General features: G+C 44.2%; 19 protein-coding genes. 13 read left to right on the top strand and 6 right to left on the bottom strand.

Annotated elements, in window-relative coordinates; all coding sequences use genetic code 11:
* Positions 1-59: 59 nt before the first annotated feature.
* Positions 60-479, bottom strand: coding sequence for a DUF1801 domain-containing protein (locus EI981_RS12745; protein WP_227011823.1), 420 nt, complete (start codon positions 477-479; stop codon positions 60-62).
* Positions 480-562: 83 nt separating this feature from the next.
* A complete protein-coding gene (locus EI981_RS12750; protein ID WP_126998671.1) occupies positions 563-1,126 on the bottom strand; it encodes a GyrI-like domain-containing protein in 564 nt (187 codons plus the stop codon).
* Positions 1,127-1,486: 360 nt separating this feature from the next.
* Here EI981_RS12750 and EI981_RS12755 point away from each other — a divergent pair, with 360 nt between their 5' ends.
* Positions 1,487-2,383, top strand: coding sequence for a hypothetical protein (locus EI981_RS12755; RefSeq protein ID WP_126998673.1), 897 nt, complete (start codon positions 1,487-1,489; stop codon positions 2,381-2,383).
* 305 nt (positions 2,384-2,688) lie between these two features.
* On the opposite strand, the gene EI981_RS12760 is transcribed toward EI981_RS12755, so the two are convergent.
* The gene (locus EI981_RS12760) at positions 2,689-3,486 is read right to left on the bottom strand and encodes a Cof-type HAD-IIB family hydrolase (RefSeq protein WP_126998675.1); all 798 of its coding nucleotides are present in this window, start codon (positions 3,484-3,486) and stop codon (positions 2,689-2,691) included.
* A gap of 22 nt (positions 3,487-3,508) precedes the next feature.
* Positions 3,509-4,699 (bottom strand): MFS transporter, encoded by a 1,191-nt coding sequence (locus EI981_RS12765; RefSeq protein WP_126998677.1) that lies wholly within the window; start codon positions 4,697-4,699, stop codon positions 3,509-3,511.
* A 154-nt stretch (positions 4,700-4,853) separates the two neighbouring features.
* Here EI981_RS12765 and EI981_RS12770 point away from each other — a divergent pair, with 154 nt between their 5' ends.
* From EI981_RS12770 to EI981_RS12805, 9 genes are all read left to right on the top strand, one after another.
* Positions 4,854-5,837 (top strand): LacI family DNA-binding transcriptional regulator, encoded by a 984-nt coding sequence (locus EI981_RS12770; protein ID WP_126998679.1) that lies wholly within the window; start codon positions 4,854-4,856, stop codon positions 5,835-5,837.
* Positions 5,838-5,930: 93 nt separating this feature from the next.
* Positions 5,931-6,035 (top strand): DUF6254 family protein, encoded by a 105-nt coding sequence (locus EI981_RS29575; protein WP_227011824.1) that lies wholly within the window; start codon positions 5,931-5,933, stop codon positions 6,033-6,035.
* A gap of 104 nt (positions 6,036-6,139) precedes the next feature.
* Positions 6,140-7,330: a macrolide family glycosyltransferase gene (locus EI981_RS12775; RefSeq protein WP_126998681.1), complete on the top strand. Its 1,191-nt coding sequence runs from the start codon at positions 6,140-6,142 to the stop codon at positions 7,328-7,330.
* A 229-nt stretch (positions 7,331-7,559) separates the two neighbouring features.
* Positions 7,560-9,212 (top strand): VWA domain-containing protein, encoded by a 1,653-nt coding sequence (locus EI981_RS12780; protein ID WP_227011825.1) that lies wholly within the window; start codon positions 7,560-7,562, stop codon positions 9,210-9,212.
* Between the two features lie 256 nt (positions 9,213-9,468).
* Complete coding sequence (locus tag EI981_RS12785) at positions 9,469-10,035, top strand: dihydrofolate reductase family protein (protein ID WP_126998683.1); 567 nt, start codon at positions 9,469-9,471, stop codon at positions 10,033-10,035.
* A gap of 35 nt (positions 10,036-10,070) precedes the next feature.
* Positions 10,071-10,883: an alpha/beta fold hydrolase gene (locus tag EI981_RS12790; RefSeq protein WP_126998685.1), complete on the top strand. Its 813-nt coding sequence runs from the start codon at positions 10,071-10,073 to the stop codon at positions 10,881-10,883.
* 144 nt (positions 10,884-11,027) lie between these two features.
* Positions 11,028-11,462, top strand: coding sequence for a YciI family protein (locus EI981_RS12795; RefSeq protein WP_126998687.1), 435 nt, complete (start codon positions 11,028-11,030; stop codon positions 11,460-11,462).
* Positions 11,459-12,724, top strand: coding sequence for an RNA polymerase sigma factor (locus EI981_RS12800; protein WP_126998689.1), 1,266 nt, complete (start codon positions 11,459-11,461; stop codon positions 12,722-12,724). Before EI981_RS12795 ends, EI981_RS12800 begins: the two co-directional genes overlap by 4 nt.
* 43 nt (positions 12,725-12,767) lie before the next feature.
* Entirely contained in the window at positions 12,768-13,199 is a 432-nt protein-coding gene (locus EI981_RS12805; RefSeq protein ID WP_126998691.1) for a YciI family protein, read from the top strand.
* 5 nt (positions 13,200-13,204) lie between these two features.
* On the opposite strand, the gene EI981_RS12810 is transcribed toward EI981_RS12805, so the two are convergent.
* Both EI981_RS12810 and gntK read right to left on the bottom strand, forming a co-directional pair.
* Positions 13,205-14,551: a GntP family permease gene (locus EI981_RS12810; RefSeq protein WP_126998693.1), complete on the bottom strand. Its 1,347-nt coding sequence runs from the start codon at positions 14,549-14,551 to the stop codon at positions 13,205-13,207.
* 33 nt (positions 14,552-14,584) lie between these two features.
* Complete coding sequence (gene gntK / locus EI981_RS12815; RefSeq protein WP_126998695.1) at positions 14,585-16,117, bottom strand: gluconokinase; 1,533 nt, start codon at positions 16,115-16,117, stop codon at positions 14,585-14,587.
* Positions 16,118-16,502: 385 nt separating this feature from the next.
* On the opposite strand from gntK, the gene EI981_RS12820 reads away from it, so the two are divergent.
* Genes EI981_RS12820 through EI981_RS12830 form a run of 3 tightly spaced genes read left to right on the top strand, consistent with a single transcriptional unit; the run spans position 16,503 to position 17,942 of the window.
* Entirely contained in the window at positions 16,503-17,297 is a 795-nt protein-coding gene (locus EI981_RS12820) for a MerR family transcriptional regulator (protein WP_227011826.1), read from the top strand.
* Positions 17,281-17,628 (top strand): DMT family transporter, encoded by a 348-nt coding sequence (locus tag EI981_RS12825; protein WP_126998697.1) that lies wholly within the window; start codon positions 17,281-17,283, stop codon positions 17,626-17,628. The genes EI981_RS12820 and EI981_RS12825 overlap by 17 nt, the downstream gene beginning before the upstream one ends.
* Entirely contained in the window at positions 17,628-17,942 is a 315-nt protein-coding gene (locus EI981_RS12830) for a DMT family transporter (protein ID WP_126998699.1), read from the top strand. The genes EI981_RS12825 and EI981_RS12830 overlap by 1 nt, the downstream gene beginning before the upstream one ends.
* Positions 17,943-18,176 lie beyond the last annotated feature (234 nt).

The raw sequence follows: 18,176 nt of genomic DNA on the forward strand, positions 1-18,176 counted from the left end.
AGACGTTACACTATTTCACCGAAAAAGAGGATCTTACAAAAAAATTTAACGTCCATTTATTATATCCCAAGCATGGGTAGATGCTTTCGAGTATGATAAGTGAGTGCCCATGCAATGCACTGTTTTAATTCGTCTACTGGGATTTCATCATTTTCAGCAAATACAATCGCTCGATTGCCTTCATAGTTGAATAAATCTCTATAAACTTCTTTAAAAGTATCAACTAGCTTTGTATTACAGTTAAAATATATGGCATATTGATCTGGGCTTGACTGTTTCCAGCCTATTCTAATTGTACTCCCTTTTTTTGTGATATAACTAGGCTCTCCCCATTTTAGCGTTTCATCCACATGATCAACGCCTTCTATCTCTACTGCCGTATCCAAAATTAACTGACGAAGCATCAATAGTCTCGACTGAATATGTTTAGGATACTGTTTAAATACTTCCTCCACCTTGGTATTTTCAATTACACTCACATTGATCATTCCTTTTTTAAAGTAACAAACTAGTCAACAGATATTGCAAAGCGATTCAAGTTGTCTGGTACAAACATTGGAAGCTAATTTATCGAAATATAAATTTCTGCTTGTCCGTCCTCTGGATTAATATCACTGCTATAATATTCAAAATCACCAGTGAATGCTCGGTTACTGCCTGGCTGTTGTGACCACTGCCAAATATCAGCCCAAGTACGCCGCACCATCTCTATAATGGGTCCACGTTCTGTAACGAATACAGCATATTTTGCAGCAGGAACAGTAAATGCTTTTATCATACTCAGGTTTTGAAGCTGTAACGCTTCCTGTATATGCACGCTGACCATTACTTCATAAAGTCCCGCATCTCCCTGTTCATAGTTGAAGTAACAGCTATAATGACCATCCTCTTGTATATTAACACCTAGTTTCTTACCCATGTTTTGAGAATGGAACTGTTCAAATAATTTACCAATTTTGCCATCTTTGCTTTGTTCGGCTTCATTTGTTGTAACGGCACTAATTCCAGCTAACGTGAAGGAGGGTAATTCCTCAATTCGGGTAGGTTCAATTCGTTTTGTAGTCATTTTATCTTCAGACGATGCATGTTTCCATTCAGTCATACTTTTTTGTTCGTTTTGTTTCATCCTTAATCATTCTCCTTATTATAGATTGAAACCAGTTTAAAACAACAAACCTGACAACTGACTGTCAAGTTACTCATTTTTTTAAATATCTGCTATTTTATTCGCCAGACTAGCCAACCGCCATCCTCAACTGGCAAAAGTTCTTCAATGCCAAACCATTCTTCTGCTAAATGACGAGCCTCCTATTGAATAGTGAATGGGGGATACTGACGCTGATTTATCCATTCACCTATGATCGTAGTGATCGAGTAGTTAATTTTTGGTTATGCAATTCGCTACAGGAAATATCTTCTTGTCCATTTTTTATCAAAAACTTGGTATGGTAGAGAATAGCAAATGGATAAGAGGTGATGAGTTATTATGATGAAGAAACGCTGTTTGTTCTGCGATGAGATTGTACCGACTAAATCGGAAGGCGATTATGATAGATATTTAGGCTGTTCCTGTTCACCGGACGGGTCCTATAGCTTACTAAGAGACAGTTACGAATCTATTAATTCGTTGCCACACCCTAAGAAGCGCAGCATGCTTCATATCGTATCGGCTTATCTCCGTGAGCAAACGGACCGCGATGAAGCAATCGTTCTCTCCGCCAACGATCTGGAGACGATTGTTAATGCTCCAACGATTCCTGTAACTATAGAGGATAAAGGAATCCGTCTACTGCAATATTTATATAGGCATTCTGATCGTGCAGGAGAATCCGTTGTCATTCATCCGCTCTCCAGCAATTATAATCTGACGTATTCCCCTAATCTGCAAGAGCTCGTATATATTATTGATAAATTAAGGAACGAGCAGCTTATCATCAGAGAAGGAACGAGCTTTCAACTTACGGAACAAGGATGGCACGAAGCGGCGGCAAGTGCCGGTGGCAAGAAGCTGAAGCCATGCACAATTCTTATCGCGAATGAGGAGAATTTGAGCATAGAATGGCAGGATAGAATATTACCGATTATCGAGCAATATGGTTATCTACCGCGGTTGCTTACACATGCAACTACAGGAAGACCTGACGGCGAAAAGTATTCCCAGGAGCTTATAGCGGACAGTAAATTGATTATCGCGGATTTAACGGGACAATCCCCTGAAGTGTATTTTGCAGCGGGATACGCAGTTGGTCTGAGCATCCCGGTGATTTGGAGTATGAACAGTCGTGATGCTGATACACTTCCAGTAAAAATAAAAGAGATCCGTCCAATCGTCTGGAACTCCGCAGAAGAGCTGATATCCATCCTCCAGCAGAGGTTAAGTTGATAGACGCATTTTATTTAGCTAGCAAAAAGGAGTGAGCTGTATCTTAGCTCACTCCACTACTTGCCTTAATGCCATGTTTTTATAGCAAATTTTCATTTAATACAGAACTTTATCCTTATGATATCCGAACATTAGGCGATACACAAAGAGAATTGAGACATACATTCAATTTATAATTATCTTAAGAGGCCACAAAAGAAATTAAAGAACCTGACGCTGGTTGAGTACCGGCACCAGCTTGCAGCTTAAGGTCTTTTTTCAATGTCCAGAAAATGGGGTCTTGACCCTCATCGGAATGGCTTCTTTTATTTATCTAATAGCTGGTCTATCGCATCCAGCACAGCTTCGGCATTATTCGAACCGATCTGATATTTCGCCGTCCTCTTTACAAGTTCACTTGCATGTTCCATCGCATAGCTATAATGTACATGCCTTAACATTTCAGCATCATTGCCACTATCTCCAAAAGCTGCTGTCTTATCGTCCGCAACCTGCCATCTTTGCTGAAGAAGCTGAATTCCATGCGCCTTATGAATGCCCGTTACAATAATATCCACATCCCCATAACCGCATGATACGGCCGTAACTTCTTCCCCTAACTCATGGTTCAGGTTCACAAGTGCTTGATCCAGATCTTCAAGTGGGAAACGAAGGGCAAATTTAAACAATTGATCTTCAATAGACGTTAGATTCTCTACTCTCTTTAAACGATGGTAATATTGTTTCGAATAGTTATAATAGTCATCTGATTCATCATGCCGCATGTAAGCACTTTGTTTGCCGCATAATGCAATGTTCGAGGAAGGGTAGTGTTTTAGAAGCTCTAGTGTCTTCGCAATCGTCTCATCCGACATTCGGCCTGTGAACACTTCCTCTTTTCCGTCTATAATATAAGCGCCATTCTCCGCAACAAAAGCAATTTCATGCTCAATTTCAGGAAAAAACGACCGCAGCTGATAATATTGATTTCCGCTAGCCACAACAAACCGAATGCCTTTTGCTTTCATCTGTGCATATTGTTCCAGAAAGCGATCTCGATTATAATCCTTATGGTCATTCAGAAACGTGCCATCCATGTCTACGGCGATGATTTGTACATCCATATTCAATTCCTCCTCATATTCATTAATTTATAGTCACGTTCGATTGATTACGATAGAATCTGCCGATACCTAGCAGCAGTATGATCAAATAGATCGCCGCAAAGCCAGCCATATACCACAGCGCAGACACTATACCTGAATGGTCCATCGAATATCCAATCAGTGCAGGGAAGACCGCGGCTCCAAAACCGGCAAAAGCTGTAATTAGACTGGTAACGAGACGCGTCATACCAGGCAACGTATGATTCGCATATACCATGGTGATCGAATAAACACCAGACATCGTGAAGCCCATTAGGATGACTAGGATAAAGCCGACGACAGCATCCCTAGATAACGCAAACAGGACGATCACTACGAGGGTGCCGAACATACTCCAGCGCAAATAACTCGCATAATTTACTTTTCGAATAATCCAACCTGTAGCAGCCCTGCCAATCACCATCGCTATCCAGAACAAGCTAATACTTAACGAGGCGTAGTAAGGGATAACCTCTAAATGATTCAGGAAGATGGAGGACATGAAATGATTCAGGCTCCCCTCAATCCCACTGTAAATGAAAATCAAGAAGACGAATGCGAAGAGAATGTAGCGCTTCATCTGCTTAGTCTTGAACATGGGTGGCGGGGCAATGTCGGCATCCAAAGATTTCGCGCCTTCCGTTTCCTCCTTGGTAAAAGAGATGAAGCCCCATATGACTGCCATAATGATTCCAAGACATCCTGTCACGAGGAAGGAATACCGCCAAGCCTGATTCGCAATCAATACACTAGCGATGAGTGGCATACAGAGCGCACCGATCCCGAACGAGACCTCAAGATAACTCATCACCACAGCTCGACGGCCCACGAATACTTCCATCATCAATGTCGCAACAACACACTCGATTGCTGCTGTACCGACACTATTCAAGAAATTTAATGCCACAACCCAGCCGAACGGCGGAAGTGACCATACACTGAACTGCGCAATCGCAATGACGATCGCAGAGAGAGCGAGTACATATTTTTCCTTTTTCAATACTTTCATGAGCCATGCCGAAATTGGCACGCCCATAATAAAGCCGACTGCACTCACGAATACCATCTGCCCGCCAACCGTATAAGATTGCTCATAGTGAGCAAGCAATTGCGGCATCACAGAACCGATCGTTGTAATGACAAGTCCTGCTAGAAAATACAATGAATACGAAGCGAACGCAAAGGTTCTCATGCCTTAACCTCCTTCTAGAAATAGGGATCATCCTGCTGGTATTTTCATTGTAAAGAATGAAATGCGTTTCAGGTCAAGCATTCAAAACCATATTTCAAAAAAAGAAATCAGCATCTTACAATGATTCCGAATATGCAGAAAGAAGGGGATCCTTATGGCGAATATCAAAGATGTCGCTAGAATGGCAGGTGTCTCGATTGCAACCGTATCCCGCGTTCTCAATGAGTATCCTTATGTCGCCAAGGACAAGCAAGAAAAGGTTATGGCGGTTATCAAGGAATTGAATTATTCGGTGAATGGCAACGCGGTAAAGCTAAGCAAAGGCAAGACAAATACCATTGGTGTCATTGTCCCGTATAACAATAACTCTTGTTATGACGAACTCATTAACGGCATTCTGAAGAAAGCGCATGAGCTGCATTATCAAGTTCTCCTGCTGCCCTCGTATTATGAGAACGTCATAGAGAGAGACTATCTTACCTTATTGAAAAAGAAAATGATCGATGGAATCCTACTCACTTCACATACACTTCATCCTGAGCAGATCTTAGCCTTGTCCGAGTGGGGGAAAGTCGTATGCTGCGAGGCTTGCCCCGTCGAGCTTATCCCGTCTGTGTTCCCAGATCGATTTGCAGCGTATAACGAAGTCTTCACTTATTTCAAGAACAAAGGCTATAAGCGGATACATTTCACATCGGGGAGAGACTTTCAATCGAGTCCTAGCACGCGATTACGTATTCAAGCGTATCAAGAAACCATCGCCGAAGCGTATGAAAGTCAGTTCTTCGACCAGTGCTTCGACTATCAAGATGGGAAAAGAGTTGGAGACCTCATGTTTCGAAATTCGACCGTCCCGGATGCGATTTTTACGAATGGAGATGAAGTCGCTGCAGGAATTATAGCTTCCGCCCAGACACACGGCTATAGTTACCCGCAAGATTTCGAGATTATTGGCGAGGAGAATACGCCATTAAGTGAAATATTAGGTTTTCCGAGTGTGGATTATCATCAGACTGCAATTGGCGAGCAAGCTGTCTCGTTATTACTAAGCGATGAATATGCTCGAATTCAGGTTCGACATCAACTCAACTTCAGAGCTCGAACAGAAGCAAGTGCGTTGTCCCGTTGTCCTGGATGAGCGATAACGAATTAATTTAATGAATGAAAAGAACCCCGGAATGGAAACCTAAGGAAGTGGTATACATTTCTTTTCCGGAGGAGGATATGTGCTATGGCTAACCAGAAGAGAAGAAAGGAAGCTGCCTGGAAGTCTCGGAAGCAAGAACAGCATCCTCATGGCAAGATCAAATCGTTAAAGGAATTGTCCAGCGAATAGGAAAAGAGAAGTATACTTCATGCATGACGAAGACTGCCGGAAATTCCTCCGGTAGTCTTTTTGTGCAATAATGTTTCTACAAGAGTTTAAAGGGAGCGATTGATATGGCGCGTGTGTTATTTATTAATGGCGGGTCGGAAGGACATATTAACCCAACGATTGGGGTGGTACAGGAGCTTATATCACGTGGCGAAGAGGTCGTGTACTTCTGTATAGAAGCTTTCCGTGAGCGGATGGAGAAGACGGGGGCGATAGTTCGAACCTTTGACGATCAGAAGTTTATTAAAGCTTTTATCTCAGGCGGTAGAAATTATTTACTCGAAAGAATCAACGGGCTTTTACTTACAGCCGATATCGTTATCCCTAGTGTTCTTGAACAAATTAAGGGGGAGCATTTTGATTATATCATCCATGACTCCATGTTCGGCTGTGGACGGCTCATCGCTCAAATTCTTAAGCTGCCGGCTATTAGCTCGTGCACTACTTTTGCCGAGACCGAAGCCTCCGTTAATCAGACACTAGAATCGTTTATGACAGAAGCTCCTGCAGAGATCGTTAGACCGATCCAAGATAAATTTCAAAGTCTGACGGAGATGGTGAAGGATAAATATGGAGTAGAGACTCCATCGCCTTACGAAGTGTATTGTAATCCCGCTCCAATGACCCTAGTATATACAACCAGAGAGTTTCAACCCAAGGCGGGATCATTCGATTCATCTTATAAATTTGTTGGACCATCCATCTCTGCACGGTTCAATCAAGACAGCTTTGACTTTACGGAGATTAAGGAGAACAGCTCCATTTATATCTCGCTGGGAACCGTCTTTAACCAAGCCGTGAATTTCTATCAGCTCTGTTTCGAGGCCTTCAAGGACACGAATCATACGATTATCATGTCTGTCGGCGATCGAGTCCAGATATCTGACCTAGGGGACATTCCTAGTAATTTCATCGTGAAAAATTATGTTCCGCAAACAGATGTACTTCAATATGTGAAGTTGTTTATTACCCATGGCGGGATGAATAGTACCCATGAAGGACTCTATTATGGCGTACCACTCATTGTCATTCCACAAAGTGCGGATCAGCCAATCATTGCTGAGCAGGTGGCGCATATTGAAGCGGGCATGAAGTTACAAATGCAGTCCTTACCAGTAGATCAACTCCGTGCGGCGGCAGATCATGTGCTGAGCCAATCCACCTTCAAAATGGCTGCTGCAAGGATGAAGGATTCTCTACGATCCTCTGGTGGGTATCGTCAGGCGGTGGACGAGATTATCAATTTTATAAGCTAAACGTCCAGAACATCAATCTTCCCATCAGTTGGGGAGATTTTTTTTTATAAACCCTTGAGTACAACCTCCTATCTGCTTCATATGCCTATTCATGGTCCAATCGGTATGGGAATAAAGTCTAATGTTTATTTTTTTATCCATTTTTGAGTGTAAATGATCGGTTTGTAAGGTATGATTATCCACGATAGAAATTAGGAATTCCAAATGTAACGGGATATGGAGGTCATCGATGAGATATTCGGTAATAGGTACGATGTTGGCATTATTGTCTATTTTCTTACTGGTGAGTTGTAATGGGGCCCAACAATCGCAAGCTACAGACCTCAGCTTAGCAGGGAGCTGGGAGCTTGTCGACGATTCCCCATCCTTAGGTTGCTTCTCCGAATTGAAATTTCTAGATAATCCCGTTTCTAAGCGTGACCCGGTATCTGTGCATGAAACAACGGGAGATACGACGAAGATTTGGATTGGTGAATATGAGATGGAGGGTAACGATATTCGGGTTATGTTGCATGAGCCCCAAGCGGATCCATTCATCATGACACCCGATTATAACGGTAATGAATTAAAGCTCCAGTACGAATGGAACCAGGCAAATCTAGTCTGCTCGTACAAGATTTCCTCTGATTCACACTCAGATCCAAGCGAAGCCCAATCCGAAAATAACAGCGTTATAGATAACGCTCAAACACCTCCCTTAACAGACGAAGAAATATTAATGGGACCCCCAGGTCGCTTTGCCGATCCTAATTATGATGCGAAAACGGTTGAAGAGGCTCTTGATCAATTATCGAATGATATGACGGCCGATGAATATATGGAAGAGTTACTCCTCTTATTGGCTGAAGACTATCGTACTTACGTCACAACCTTTAACAACTTTGATACCGGAATTAAGGTAGATAATGAACGGCCTGACGGCGGGATTACATTACCTCCAAGCAAGAAATTGCACATTTCGATCTTACTTGATGCCAGCGGCAGTATGGGGTCGAAGATTAAAGGAATATCCAAGATGGATTCAGCCAAAGAGGCGATTCAGAGCTTTTCCGAGAAATTACCTGAAAATGCAGAGGTATCTGTGAGAGTATATGGCCATAAAGGATCAGGAAGCCAAAAAGATAAGGAGCTCTCCTGTAAAAGTACGGAAGAGATCTTTCAAGGTCGGGGTGACCAGGCAGATCAGATCAAAACGGTGCTCGAAAGTGTCAACCCAGCTGGATGGACACCTATCGCAAATGCGTTAGATTTGGTAAAAGAGGACATCGATCCGGAGACAACCGATTCCGTGGTCTACGTAGTCAGTGACGGCATTGAAACCTGTGGCGGTGATCCGGTGAAAGTAGCCAAAGAACTCAATCAGTCCAAGGTGAAGACAGTTGTCAATATCATTGGCTTTGATGTGGATCATGAAGGACAGAAGCTGCTGCGACAGGTTGCTGTCTCCGGTGGTGGAGAGTTTACTTCTGCTGATGACGATGAGTCACTCAAGAAGATTCTAGATAAAGCCTATGAGAAATTACGAGGCGAATGGGTCAGGTGGAAAGAAGAAGGGGAAGGAGATGCCAATACTCAAAAGGAGAAAAAACAGGGGGAGCTCAATGTGACCCGGGAAGTAATGCAAAAATATGCTGTACAGGAATATGATCATCTTCAAGCTGCACTGAAGTATTTGGAGACGAAATACGGCAAGTCGTTCCCACGCCACGAAATCTATATGATGAGTACAAATCGCAAAAATTTCCTCTGGCAATATGCCCGCGATAAAGGAGCAGAATTATATAAAGAGGTTACGAATAACGGGAAACAGGTTTATGAAGATATAAAAGAAGAAGGAGACAAGAACATAGAGGATCTAAATCAGAAAAAGAACAATAATTAACGGATTTCAGACGATTACATCAAAAGTTCGCATTTGAGCCGGTAAGGCTTATGCGGGCTTCTTTGTTTGTCTTTTCTTACGTGGTGTAGTTTATATACAAAATAATCCGAAAAATTTTCTGATGCAATGTCGATTCTCTCTACCGTCGTTCGTTGTCTAGATAACAGCGAAGTTTGGCGAGGCACGGATGAAGAACATCCGAATACACGCGACGCTAGAAATCAACCTTATGACAAGGAAGGACGGAGATCAGGTTATGGGAAAAATCATTATGCAGCAATTCGTCTCATTGGATGGAGTTATGCAGGCGCCAGGCGATCCGAATGAATACGAATATGGAGGCTGGCAAATGCCATATGTAGGCGAGGAACACTTGGAACTGATTGTTGAACAGGCCCATGCGGTGGAAGCGCTCTTGCTCGGACGCAAAACGTACGAGGGTTTCGCGGCCTCATGGCCGTCAGCGACTGGCATGCGAGGGCTGGCCGATCGGATGAACCAAATGGCGAAGTTCGTCATGTCGAGAAGCTTAAGTCAGGCAGAGTGGAATACTTCGATCATTCTCGGTGAGGCGGCTGAAGAAGCAGTGAAGCTCAAGCAGCAATTAAGCGGAGATTTGCTCGTCGTTGGCAGCGGCGATCTCGCCCAAACTCTGATGAAGCATAAGCTCATCGATGAATATCGACTCTGGGTTCACCCGGTGATTTTGGGCTATGGACAACGATTGTTCAGAGAGGGTAATGAGAGAGCGTCAATGTGCCTCATCGATGTCAAGACATTGAAATCAGGTGTCGTTATTTATACTTACGAGCCTGAGAAATAGAGATTAAAAATATAAACGAAGAGGAGATATATACGATGTATTCAGTTATTTCAAAAGATGGCACATCCATTGCCTATGATCGAGTTGGTCAAGGACCATCACTAATATTTGTAGCGGGAGCATTTAGCTACCGCAAATTTCCCGGACAGGTGCAAATGGCCAACCTGTTGTCAGAGCATTTCACCGTCTACAATTATGATCGCCGCGGCCGTGGCGATAGTGGAGATGCATCAGCCTATTCGATTGAGTGTGAGATCGAAGATCTTCAAGCGATGATTGATGAAGCGGGGGGCTCGGCTCTTGTGTGGGGATTATCATCCGGGGCGATTCTAGCCCTGCAGGCCGCGGCGAGGGGGGCGAATATTCAGAAGCTTGCTCTTCATGAACCCCCCTTTGTCGTTGATGATGCTGGTCATAAACCGCCGAAAGACTTCGCCAAGCAAGTGTCCGCCCTTATGTCCTCGAATCGCCGGAGCGAGACGGTTAAATATTTTATGACCAAGGGAATGGGGGCGCCTTCATTTGTAGTTAGCATGATGCGGGTCATGCCGGGCGTGTGGTCCAATCTAACATCGCTTGCTCATACACTGCCTTACGACGCGGCCCTTTCCGATGGATATATGAATGGCAAGCCTCTACCTCAAAAGCTGTGGGATACCGTTAAGATGCCAACGCTTGTCATTGAAGGAACTGAAAGCCCGGTGGCGCTACGCCATGCTGCCCACGCATTAGCGGATGTACTTCCGAATGCAAGGCTGCTGAGTAAGAAAGGCCTCGGTCATACGAAAAAGCTCAATACGAAGCAGGTTTCATCCGAGCTCGAAGCGTTCTTTAGTACTAAATCATAATCACAGGGAGGAAATAAATATGATTATCAAGAAATCTAATTCAGCTGTGATACGATGGCTTCTGCTAGGTCTCGGCTCCCGCCACAAAATTGAGAACGGAAGCTCTTCAGGTATAAATGAATCAATCTAAGGAGAGATCGACTTATGAGATTTATGATGATTGTAAAAGCAACAACCGATTCGGAGGCAAGGGTTATGCCTAGCCAAGAACTGATTGATGCGATGCAGAAGTATAACGAAGAATTGGTGAAGGCCGGTGTGCTGCTAGCAGCCGATGGTCTAATGCCTAGCTCAAGCGCAATCCGGATTTCTTATCCGGAGCCTGGAGCCAAACCGAAATTGGTGGACGGTCCGTTTACGGAGTCCAAGGAGCTAATCGCCGGATATACGTTAATCGAGGTTAAATCGAGGGAAGAAGCGGTCGAATGGGCGCTGCGCATGCCTGATCCACATGGATCTGGACAAGGGGAGATTGAGCTTAGGCAAGTGTTCGAAGTCGAGGAATTGATGGATAATCCCGATACACTGGCCAAAGAAGCAACGCTCCGTAGGCAGGTTGAGGAGCAGAAGAAAGCGTGAGTTCTGCTCAGACACATCGAACCATTGATGCGATATGGCGGATGGAATCGGCGAAGCTTATTGCAGGGCTGACACGAATGGTGAGGGATGTGGCCCTCGCGGAGGATTTGGCTCAGGATGCGCTGCTAATCGCCCTAGAACGTTGGCCGGAGACCGGCATTCCAGACAACCCTGGGGGATGGCTGATGACGACCGCGAAGCGCCGAGCCATTGATTTTATGCGCAGGAACAAGCTGCGCGATCAGAAATACGGTGAGATTGGTCGCACGGCGCCTTTATATACAGAGGATGATGTAGATCAAGCTTTGGATGGGGAGATCAGTGATGATCTCCTACGTCTGATCTTTATGACTTGTCACCCGGTACTATCCCAGGATGCTCGGGTAGCCCTAACGCTTCGTCTATTGTGCGGTCTGACTACGGATGAGATTGCCCGCTCTTTCCTTGTAGCGGAGTCTACGGTTGCTCAGCGGATTGTTCGAGCGAAGAGAACCCTTAGCGCCGAGAAGGTCCCTTTTGAGGTGCCTACCGGGGAGGAATTGAATCAGCGTATGGCTGCGGTACTTGAAGTCATTTATTTGATGTTCAATGAAGGGTATTCCGCGACTTCTGGGGAACATTGGACTCGGCCCCTGCTATGTCAGGAAGCACTTAGACTGGGACGGATTCTGGCTGAGATCGCACCTAATGAACAGGAAGTTCATGGTCTGGTTGCCTTGATGGAGATTCAAGCTTCGCGTCTGAAGACAAGGATTAACGCGAAGGGAGAACCAATCCTGCTTATGGATCAAAATCGCGCAAAGTGGGATCAGCTGCTAATTCGCCGTGGTATAACGGCGTTAGAGCGGAGCCGAAAGCTAGGAAGGCCGCTAGGCCCTTACTCTCTACAGGCAGCAATATCGGCTTGTCATGCCGAGGCGCGTTCCGCAGCTGAGACGGATTGGATCCGTATCGCGGCTCTTTACGAAGCGCTTGCCAGATTATCGCCTTCGCCTATCGTGGAGTTGAACCGGGCGGTTGCGATATCGATGGCATTTGGACCCGCCTTCGGATTGCAGATCGTTGACGAGTTGAACAAGGAGCCTTCCTTAAAGGGATACCACTTGCTCCCCAGTGTTCGAGCTGATTTGCTTGCAAAACTGGGCAGGTATGATGAAGCCCGGTCAGAATTCGAACGCGCTGCATCGATGACGCGGAATACCCGTGAGCGTGAGCTGCTGCTTCAGCGGGCAGCCGATTGTGAATCGGGTACATATCAATAATTATGGATCATGTCGATCATGAGGTTGAAGGGAGAACCCTAATATGCGATTTATGCTCATAGTAAAAGCGAATGGATTCTCGGAGACTGGGATCCATTACAGTCAGGAATATGTGGAAGCCATGAAGGTATATAAGAGGTCTTTGGTTAAAGTCGGCGCGCTTCTGACTGCCGAAGAGCTTAACCCTAGTTCCAGGGGAATCAGGATATGTTATCCGCCGGATGGAGGGCAGCCGAAGATACAAGCGGGCCCTTTTCCAGTAGATCAAGAACTTGTTGCCGAATTTGTAGTGATCGATGTAAAAACAGAAGAAGAGGCCCTGGAATGGGCAATTCGGATGCCGATTCCAACGGGCCTAGAGAGTACAATCGAGCTCAGAAGTCTCCAAGAAAACGTAGATTCTCTATCAGAGCCTGGTATACATGCCTTGGAGGCTGACTTGCTGGATTATCTGCATATGTTAAGAAAATTATAACTGCATTAGATGACCAAGCTTAGCAATAGAATAACTCCTAAGCCAGCTACAGATATGATCGTTTCAAGTAAAGTCCAGGTCGCAAAAGTCTCTTTCATGCTTAAGCCAAAGTATTCCTTGAACATCCAGAAGCCGGCATCATTCACATGCGAGGCAATGACACTGCCGGCTCCGGTTGCAAGGACGACTAGAGCCAGGTTCACGTCAGTTTGTCCTAACATAGGAAGGACCAGACCGGTAGTCGTTAAGGCGGCGACCGTAGCAGACCCCAAGGAAATACGCAAAATGGCAGCAATGATCCAGGCAAGCAGAATTGGCGACAATGAAGTTCCTTGGAATAGCTCAGCTACGTAGTCGCCAACGCCTCCATCAATTAATACTTGCTTGAAGGCTCCGCCTCCGCCAATGATCAACAGCATCATCCCAATGTTGGAGATCGCAGTAGCGCAGGATTCCATGACGTTCTTAATAGGAATCTTCCTTGCCAATCCCATAGTATAGATCGCGACTAATAAGGAGATCAACATGGATACATCCGCGTTACCTATGAATCCGATGCCTTTGATTAGAGCATTTTCGTTGAATCCTATCGTTTTTTGCAGCAAAGTAATCAACGTACCGATAGACATGAGAATAACGGGCAGCAAAGCGGTAAAGACACTAATTCCAAACCCAGGTGTGTCTTCAAGTTTAAATACTTTTTGTTCGCCTAAGGAACGTATATCACCCGTTTTTGTAAATGCTTCGGGTACCAGCCGTTTAGCTAGCTTCGTAAATAATGGACCAGCAATAATAACCGTTGGAATAGCTACAATTAATCCATATAGCAATACATGGCCAAGGTTCGCTCCAAGTTCACCGGCAATCGCTGTTGGTCCTGGATGCGGCGGTAAAAATCCATGCGTTACAGACAGAGCTGCGCCCATGGGAATACCAAGATACAGGATAGAAACCTTCAATTCTCTTGAAATAGCAAAGATAATTGGAATTAATAATACTAAACCTACTTCAAAAAATAAGGCAATACCAATAATAAACGAGGCGGTCACGACAGCCCATTGAATATTTTTCTCACCGAATTTGTTCACAAGGGTCATAGCGATGCGTTGGGCACCACCGGAATCGGAGAGCAGCTTCCCTAGCATCGCACCAAGTCCAAAAATGAGTGCTAAGTGGCCTAGTGTTCCACCTAATCCCGACTCAATCGTTGTTACTATTTTGTCTAGCGGGATGCCAAGTGCTAAAGAAACACCGAAGGACACAATAATCAATGATACGAAGGTGTTTAATTTAAAGAACATAATTAAAATCAGTAATGCGACTATCCCAATTGCTACAATGACTAATGGCATCGTAATATCCCCTAACTGCTTAGATTAGTTGTCTTAGATTAAGCTTCTCTGATAATCGGTAATTCGCGTATATTCATCTGTTAATACTCTTGATAGGCTGATGAATACCGGAAGTAACTGTCTATATTCTTTTACTGCTTCTTCTGTTGGGGTGTGTCTGTAAGTACTGCCAATCATTTGCTTAACAATCTCAAAAGATTCAATTTGTCCTGTAGCGTAGAGACCTAGTATACATGCCCCTAGGCAAGAACTTTCGTAGCTTAAAGGTACAACGACTTCGGATTCGAAAATATCGGACATCATCTGCCGCCATACCTCGGATCTTGCAAAGCCTCCAGTTGCTTGAATTCGGGTTACCGGCCCATCCATGCACTCGGTTAAGGCTAAGAACACGGTATATAAGTTATAAATAACCCCTTCCAAAGCAGCGCGAATCATATGCTCTTTTTTATGCGACATGGCTAGACCAAAGAATGAGCCGCGAACTTTAGGATTCCATAGTGGGGCACGTTCACCGGCAAGATAGGGGTGAAATATAAGTCCGTCTGCTCCGGGTCTTACACGCTCAGCAATTTTGGTTAATACATCGTAAGGATCAATTCCTAGTCTTTTGGCCGTCTCCACCTCGGAAGAAGCAAGCTCATCACGAATCCAACGGAGAACCATACCTCCATTGTTAACAGGTCCGCCAATGACCCAATGTTTTTCCGTTAAGGCATAACAGAATATTCTTTCTTTTTCATCGGTTTGCGGCTTATCAATCACGGTTCGAATCGCTCCGCTTGTCCCGATAGTAACGGCAATCTCTCCTTTTCCAATCGCATTTACACCTAGATTAGACAGCACACCATCACTGGCTCCAATGACAAATGGAGTCTGCGGATCAATACCCATTCTTTGGGCTAGGGCTTGATTGCAATTGCTCAAGACTTGGGTGGTCGGCACGAGTTCAGACAATTGATCACGCGTAATACCGGCAATATTTAATGCTCCTTCATCCCAATCTAACGTGAATAGATTCATCATACCCATGCTCGAGGCAAGGGAGTGATCGATAACATAGCGGTCAAATAATTTTTTGAAGATATATTCTTTGATTCCGATATATTTTTTCGCTTTAGCCGCGATCTCAGGCCGATCATTCACGATCCAGGTTATTTTACTTAACGGAGACATGGGGTGGATAGGAGTGCCTGTACGTCTATAGATTTCATGGCCGTTCAATTCCTCTTTAATCTTCTGAGCCCATGCTTCACTGCGATTATCCGCCCAGGTAATACAAGGTGTCAGCGGCAGATCGCTGTCATCCATTGCAATAACACTATGCATAGCACTGCTAAATGAAATAAATGCCGGTTGCTTATCAGGATGGTGTAACGTTATGTTCGAAGTCCCCTGTAATACGGCCTGAAAAATCTCTTCCGGATCTTGTTCCGCTGTGGACATGTCCGGTGTATGCAGAGGGTAACCAATATTCTCTGTTTGAATGACTTCACCTTGATCGGTGAACAATACCGCTTTGGTACTTGTGGTGCCAATATCTACACCTAACATGTAGCTACTCATGATGTTGTTCTACTCCTTTAGTTAACATTTGCATCTATATTAAAATAAAGCTTTCCATTACAGACTTTAAATTATTCCAAATCCTATTTTCATAGGCCAGCTCCATAGTTTCTCACGGATGGAGGGAGGAGCGCCTTACTGAATTGAAAACCAGTAGTCATTTTTCTCGTACAAAATGGCACCGCTTTCTTTATTGCCGGAAATAATTAATCAGTTTTGATGACACCAACCTCACCATCAACAGTATACTTGTATACAAGTATTATACTCTGGATTGTTCATTATGCAAGCGTTTTATTATTGAGATAGGAGAAAATATGCATTCACTGAAATTAGATCTTGACCCTCAAGCATACTTGAGGGTTTAGAATAAGATGAGGAGAGGGTGAGGGATCTGTATAGCATTGGGCAAGTATCTAAAAGAAGCAATGTCTCCATTAGTACGCTTCGCTATTATGATGAAATAGGCCTCTTAAAGCCAGCAGAAGTGAATGAATCAGGCTATAGATATTACTCAGATAAGGAGCTGATTCTGCTGCAGCATATTGCTGCATTAAAAGAGATTGGGTTTACCTTGAAAGGCATTAGAAATTTACTATTATCTGGAGAGGATACGGATGAGGGATCGCTCAAGTCATTTTATAAAATTGAACTGGAGGCCATTGAGGAGAAGAGAAGAAAACTGGATGTATTAGAGAAACTGTTGATTACCGCTAATCATGCGTTTGAGTTGAAGGGCAAGGCAGACCCGGATGACATCCTCATGTTTATAAAGGCAATTCAAACTCCGCCAAACATCAGAGAGGCCTTTCTTACGGAACATTTTACAGATAGAGAGATAAAGATCATTAAAAGTTTGCCGGATTTAAGCTCGAATGATCCCAAGACCGCTCAATGGATTCAGTTAATTCGGATGGCGGCGAAACATATCGACGAAGAGCCTTCTTCTGAAATTTCACAGAGGTTGGCAAAACAATTTTTCGAGATTTCTATGGAATGGTTCGATCAAGACGAGAAGCTTATCGATAAGTATTGGACCCTAATCCGGCCTGAAGAAGGGATGGAAGAGAAGGTGTATGGGCTAGATCGCAAAGTGATGGATTACATCGATCGTATTGTAGATTGGTATTTAGCTGTAAATGTACAGGAGGAAAATCGGTTAAATGAACAAAAAAATTAAAACGATGAGTGAGAGCAGAGCGTGGGGTTACGTGATCTTGGGCGGATTGCTGGAAATTATATGGGCCAGTGGATTTAAATATGAGAGTGTTCCTAGTATAGTCGTACTCATCTCTCTTCTACTTAGTTTCGAATTAATCATAAGCGCGGCCAAAATACTTCCGGTGGGAACGGTGTACGCCGTATTCGCAGGAATCGGAACGTTGGGGGCCACCGCTGTTGAGATTATATACTCGGGTGGTAGCGTAAGTATGTTAAGAGTTGCATTTATACTTCTATTGCTCGCATGCATCATTAGCTTAAAGTTGACTAGCAGAGGGGGAAGGGGATAATGGCATGGCCACTGCTCATAGCGGCTGGATTGCTTGAAGTCATTGGTGTAATTGGAATCAAGCGGGTAGCTGAAAGGAACAATTTCACGAATAATCTACTCATGGTGATTAGTTTCCTGGCTAGCTTCCTATTGCTTGCTGAAGCCATGAAGACCATCCCGTTGGCAACCGCTTATGCGGTGTGGACAGGAGTCGGAACGGTGGGGGCAGCCATCGTGGGAATGATCTGCTTCCATGAGTCCAAGAGTTGGATGCGAATGATCACCATGATAGGCATTATTTTATCGATTGTTGGGTTAAAAGTTGTGGGGTAAAGTGCATATCTACAGTAGGAAATAGTTGTTCATGTCATAAAACAAATCTTATCCAAGTTAAGAACACAATCAGAATAAATTGATCCACATATAATATGATCATCTTCATGATTGGAGGTGATCATATTGACTCTAATTGAGATCCGCCATTTTGCTAGACGGCATGTTGGCCGGCGTCGGCGTGTAATTATAGTGCTCAGGTCAGGAAGGCGTCTAGAAGGAGTTATTGTCTTT

The sequence above is a fragment of the Paenibacillus lutimineralis genome (genome assembly GCF_003991425.1).
Classification (GTDB): Bacteria; Bacillota; Bacilli; order Paenibacillales; family Paenibacillaceae; genus Fontibacillus; species Fontibacillus lutimineralis.